The organism is Pseudoalteromonas sp. NCCP-2140, assembly GCF_023708065.1.
Lineage (GTDB): Bacteria > Pseudomonadota > Gammaproteobacteria > Enterobacterales > Alteromonadaceae > Pseudoalteromonas.
The window spans coordinates 9,377-14,791 of record NZ_BRCZ01000023.1 but is presented as its reverse complement, the minus strand read 5'-3'; the positions used below and the strand labels follow the sequence as shown (position 1 = coordinate 14,791).

General features: G+C 39.4%; 3 protein-coding genes. All 3 read left to right on the top strand.

Going from position 1 to position 5,415, the window contains the following annotated elements:
• The first annotated feature begins 296 nt into the window (after positions 1-296).
• The 3 genes from NFU46_RS20395 to NFU46_RS20385 all read left to right on the top strand — a co-directional run bounded on the left by NFU46_RS20395 (position 297) and on the right by NFU46_RS20385 (position 5,201).
• Positions 297-2,255, top strand: coding sequence for a nucleoside-diphosphate sugar epimerase/dehydratase (locus NFU46_RS20395; protein WP_251604497.1), 1,959 nt, complete (start codon positions 297-299; stop codon positions 2,253-2,255).
• Between the two features lie 179 nt (positions 2,256-2,434).
• Positions 2,435-3,601: a nucleotide sugar dehydrogenase gene (locus tag NFU46_RS20390; protein ID WP_251604494.1), complete on the top strand. Its 1,167-nt coding sequence runs from the start codon at positions 2,435-2,437 to the stop codon at positions 3,599-3,601.
• A gap of 589 nt (positions 3,602-4,190) precedes the next feature.
• Positions 4,191-5,201: an NAD-dependent epimerase gene (locus NFU46_RS20385; protein WP_251604488.1), complete on the top strand. Its 1,011-nt coding sequence runs from the start codon at positions 4,191-4,193 to the stop codon at positions 5,199-5,201.
• Positions 5,202-5,415: the final 214 nt, after the last annotated feature.

Sequence of the window (5,415 nt, the reverse complement as noted above, 5' to 3'; positions counted from 1 at the left end):
AGAAGAAATTTATAACATCAGTTACTGGAAAAAGCAGGAGTATTGAATTATTGATTGAAAAAGATCAGTTACCTGAATTTAAGTAGGGGCAACTGATCAAAATATATGTGAAAGAGTACTAGCTCCTAGCTCCTATAATTCTTTTAATTTCAATAACTAGTGAATTTGTATTAGATTGTGGCGTTTTGGCCTTTTTAAAGTTATAATTTATAAAATTTTTTACAATTATTAAGCTTAGAGTAAGTTATGGATGCGATACTTTAAGTTTGCTGTCGTTACAAGAAAGGGAACTTGTTGTGGATAAATATATTCGCGCTGTACTGAGTGCCTCCCGCGCCAAAAAAAGGTTAATTACCTTATTCTTTGATTCGTTTTTTATTATCTCGGCTTTTTGGCTGGCCTTAATTGTTAGGCTCGATAGCATTTCACCATTTTATAGTTTCGATAACTGGCTTGTATTGGCCTTGTTACTCCCTACCTCATTATTCGCTTTTATTAACTTAGGTTTATACCGCGCAGTACTTCGTTACATGAATACCCATGCCGTGTGGGCTGTTGTATTTGGTACACTTATAAGCACGGTTGCTTTAGTTTTAATTTCGTTTTTTATTGGTACAACCATACCGCGCACTATGCCGTTTATTTTTGCCTGGCTTTGTTTGCTTACTGTAGGTGGCTCGCGCATTGTGGCCCGCTCTATGATTGGCCGTTTGACTACTGCTAATAAAGAGTCGGTCATTATTTATGGTGCAGGCTCGGCAGGTAGGCAACTTGCAACAGCTTTAAATACAGGGCCTGAGTATTACGTACGTGCTTTTATAGATGACGACACAACAAAGCAAGGCTCAATTATACAAGGTATACCTGTTTTATGTTTTAAAGGTATTTACGACCTTGTAAATAAAGGCCCTGTTAGTAAGGTATTACTTGCTTTACCCAGCGAAAGCCGTGCCCGCCGTAAACAAATTTTAGCCCAGTTAGAGCCGTTAAAAGTAACCGTACTTTCTATACCTGGTATGGCCGATGTGGTTGAAGGTAAAGCAAAACTCTCTGAATTCAGAGACGTTGAAATAGAAGATTTATTAGGCCGCGACCCTGTAGATCCAAAACCAGAGCTTATGGCAGCCAATATAACCGATAAAGTAGTGATGGTGACTGGGGCGGGTGGCTCTATTGGCTCTGAGCTATGTAGGCAAATAGTTAAGCAACAACCTAAAAAGCTTGTACTGTTTGAAGTAAATGAGTTTGGCTTATATTCAATCGAAAAAGAACTGAGTGAGTATATTACGCATAACAATTTAAGCGTAAAGCTTGTGCCAATTATGGGCTCTGTGCAGCGTATTAACCGTATAGAAACCGTAATGATGGCCTTTGGTGTACAAACGGTTTATCACGCAGCTGCATACAAACATGTACCTTTAGTTGAACACAATGTTGTAGAAGGGGTACGTAATAATGTATTTGGTACTTACTATGCTGCAAAAGCCGCGGTAAATGCAAAGGTTGAAACTTTTGTACTTATCTCTACCGATAAGGCGGTACGCCCAACCAATGTTATGGGGGCGACTAAGCGCATGGCCGAGTTATGCTTGCAAGGTTTAGCGCAAAATAAAGGTAAACAACATACTACTCGCTTTTGCATGGTACGCTTTGGTAATGTACTTGGTTCAAGCGGCTCGGTTGTGCCTTTGTTCCGCAGGCAAATTAAAGAAGGTGGGCCAATAACATTAACTCACCCAGACATTACTCGCTTTTTTATGACGATACCTGAGGCGGCGCAGCTTGTAATACAGGCCGGCTCTATGGGTAAAGGCGGTGATGTATTTGTGCTCGATATGGGCGAGTCTGTAAAAATTAAAGACCTCGCTACAAAAATGATTCGCTTGTCTGGCTTTGAGGTTAAAGACGACGCAAATCCGCATGGTGATATTGCTATAGAATGTACTGGCCTTCGCCCAGGCGAAAAGTTATTTGAAGAGCTACTTATTGGCGATAACGTTGGCGAAACATCGCACGAGCGTATAATGACTGCAAACGAAGTTATGTTACCACTCCCTGAGCTAAATGTGTTTTTAGAAGCGTTGGATATTGCTTGTCATAACTTTGATCACCAAACAATACGCCAGTTATTACTCGATGCACCAACAGGCTTTAACCCGACTGATGGTATTTGTGACCTAGTTTGGAATGCTAAACAAGCCAAACCTGTAACAAATGACGAACAGTCAAATAAGGTTGTTAACTTTAAAGGTTAGTTTAACTTTACCGCATTACCCTTCTTTCGCATCTGCGTTGTAATTACGCAGATGCCCTTAATATGTTTCTAAAAAATGCATTGGTTATTAGCGGTTAGAAACAGAAAAGTGCTAAAATTCAGGTTATTCATTTTGAGAGCTCAGTATCTCAGTTATAAATTAGCTTTAATGGTAACCTTATGAAAATTGCAGTTGTTGGTACGGGCTACGTTGGCCTCTCAAATGCGATGTTGTTAGCGCAACACAGTGAAGTGATCGCTTTAGATATAGATGAGCAAAAGGTTGCTCTACTACAAGATAAAAAATCTCCTATTCTTGATACCGAAATTAGTGACTTTTTAAACAACAAACCACTTAATTTTACTGCTACAACTAACAAAGAGTTAGCACTTGTAGGTGCAGAGTTTGTTGTAATTGCTACCCCTACCGATTACGACCCTGTAACAAACTATTTTAATACTCGATCTGTAGAGTCAGTAATTGCAGATGTGTTAGCTATAAACCCAACCGCTACCATGATAATTAAATCGACAGTACCTGTTGGTTATACTAAGGATGTAAAAGAGCAGTTTGATACCGATAATATTATTTTTTCGCCTGAGTTTTTACGTGAAGGTAAAGCACTTTACGATAACTTACATCCGTCACGTATTATTGTGGGTGAACAAAGTGAGCGCGCAAAAGTATTTGCAAATTTATTGGCAGAAGGCGCTGTAAAAACAGATATCGATATTTTATTTACTGACTCAACTGAAGCAGAGGCAATTAAGTTATTTTCGAATACATACTTGGCAATGCGTGTTGCTTATTTTAATGAGCTAGACAGCTACGCCGAAAGTCATGGTTTAGATGCAAAACAAATTATTGAGGGTGTAGGCCTAGACCCACGTATTGGTAAACACTATAACAACCCATCGTTTGGTTATGGTGGTTACTGTTTACCAAAAGACACAAAGCAGCTTTTAGCTAACTACCAAGACGTGCCGAACAATATGATTCGTGCGATTGTTGATGCCAATACAACCCGTAAAGATTTTATTGCTAATTCTATTATTAACCGCAAACCTAAAGTAGTGGGTATTTATCGTTTAGTGATGAAGTCTGGATCAGATAACTTTAGGGCATCTGCTATTCAGGGGATTATGAAACGCATTAAAGCTAAAGGTATTGAGGTTGTGGTTTACGAACCAACCTTTGAGGGCGAAGCGTTCTTTAATTCGCGTGTAATTAAAAACCTTGATGAGCTTAAAAGTATCTCTGATGTCATTGTATCGAATCGCATGGCAGATGAATTACAAGATGTAGCAGATAAGGTTTATACCCGTGACTTGTTTGGAAGTGATTAATGCGAAATAGCTGTCAGCTTTCAGCTGAATGTGCATATTCGCCGCTGAGGTGATAGGTGGCATCGTAGGCGTGAAACTTACTTCGCACGAAAATTTATTCACAAAGAGAAGTGAACGAGAAGAGAAAGAGGTATTTAAATAGTATTTCTCTTTAGCGCAGCGTCTCTTAGCCCCTTTGTGCGATTAGTTGTATTTAATGTAGGCGTTGAAATTTATTTCGCGCAAAGAGCTGAGGACATAGAGAGCACAGAGGAAGAACATTTATAGCTTTCAGATGTCAGTTTGAAGCTGAATGGTGTTGTTGGTAGGGCTTTGACAAAAGCCTATCTCGTAGGAGGTACTTTAGTGCCGAAGTCTTTAAGGTAATTCACGGCTAAAGCCGTTCCTACGAATCAAAGAACCTTTGAACAAAGAGAAGAGAACGAGGTAAACCAAGAGCTTACTTAATTTTTTCCTCTTCAGCGCAGCGTCTCTTAACCTCTTTGTGAGTATTATCTAAGGTTTTTACACAAAGAAAATGAATAGCATTAAAGCTTGAATTAAGTCAAAAGAATTGGCGGCCTCCGGGCTCTAAAAAAGTAGGAATAAAATGAAATATTTAGTAACCGGAGCTGCGGGTTTTATTGGCGCAGCTACTTGCCAAAAACTTTTAGCGCAAGGTCATACAGTTGTTGGTATTGATAACCTAAACGACTATTACGATGTAAATTTAAAACTAGCCCGCCTTGAGCTAATTAAAGATAACAGCAACTTTAGTTTTGTTAAGCTTGATATTGCAGAGCGTACTGCAATGGCTGAACTTTTCAAAAATGAGCAATTTGATCGTGTTATTCATTTAGCAGCACAAGCAGGTGTGCGTTACTCAATTGAAAACCCAGATGCTTACGCAGATTCAAACCTTGTTGGTCATTTAAACGTACTTGAAGGGTGTCGTCATAATAAGGTTGCGCATTTAGTTTATGCTTCGTCTAGCTCTGTTTATGGCTTAAACGAAAAAACTCCATTCGAAACAACCGACAGTGTTGACCACCCAGTTTCGTTTTATGCAGCTACTAAAAAAGCTAATGAACTAATGGCTCATAGTTACTCGCATTTGTACAACTTACCTACAACTGGACTACGCTTCTTTACGGTTTATGGCCCATGGGGTCGCCCAGATATGGCGCCTTATATTTTTACTAAAAAGATCCTCGACGGCGATACGATCGACATTAATAACAATGGCGATATGTGGCGTGACTTTACTTATATCTACGATATCGTTGAAGGTGTTGTACGTGCCGCTGATGTAGTACCTGAACGTGATGATAACTGGAAAGTTGAAACCGGTTCACCGGCAACAAGTTCTGCCCCGTTTAAGGTGTACAACATTGGCCATGGTAGCCCAATTAACTTAATGGACTTTATTAGTGCTATAGAAAGTGAGTTAGGCATAGAAGCTAAGAAAAACTTTCGTGAAATGCAGGCTGGTGACGTTTATAAAACCTATGCAGATACACAAGACTTATTTGAAGCTACAGGTTACAAACCAGCTGTAGGTGTTAAGCAAGGTGTAGCTGAGCTTATCAGTTGGTATAAAGAGTTTTATAACAAACAATAAACTCTTGTGAAGTTCTAGGGGCTGAAAGAGCAAAGCATAGAAGCTATAAGTCTAATGTGCTTTTTCTATGCTGAGGTGATAAGCAGCACCGTAGGCGTGAAATTTATTTCGCGCGAAAGTAATTGCACAAAGAGAAGTGAACGAGAAGAGAAAGAGGAAACCAAAAGATACTTCCTCTTCAGCGAAGAGTCTCATAATCTTATGTGATCATTTG

Excerpts from the sequence above, each read along its gene's own strand:
- NFU46_RS20390 (WP_251604494.1), top strand. The coding sequence starts at position 2,435 with ATGAAAATTGCAGTTGTTGGTACGGGCTACGTTGGCCTCTCAAATGCG.
- NFU46_RS20385 (WP_251604488.1), top strand. The coding sequence starts at position 4,191 with ATGAAATATTTAGTAACCGGAGCTGCGGGTTTTATTGGCGCAGCTACT.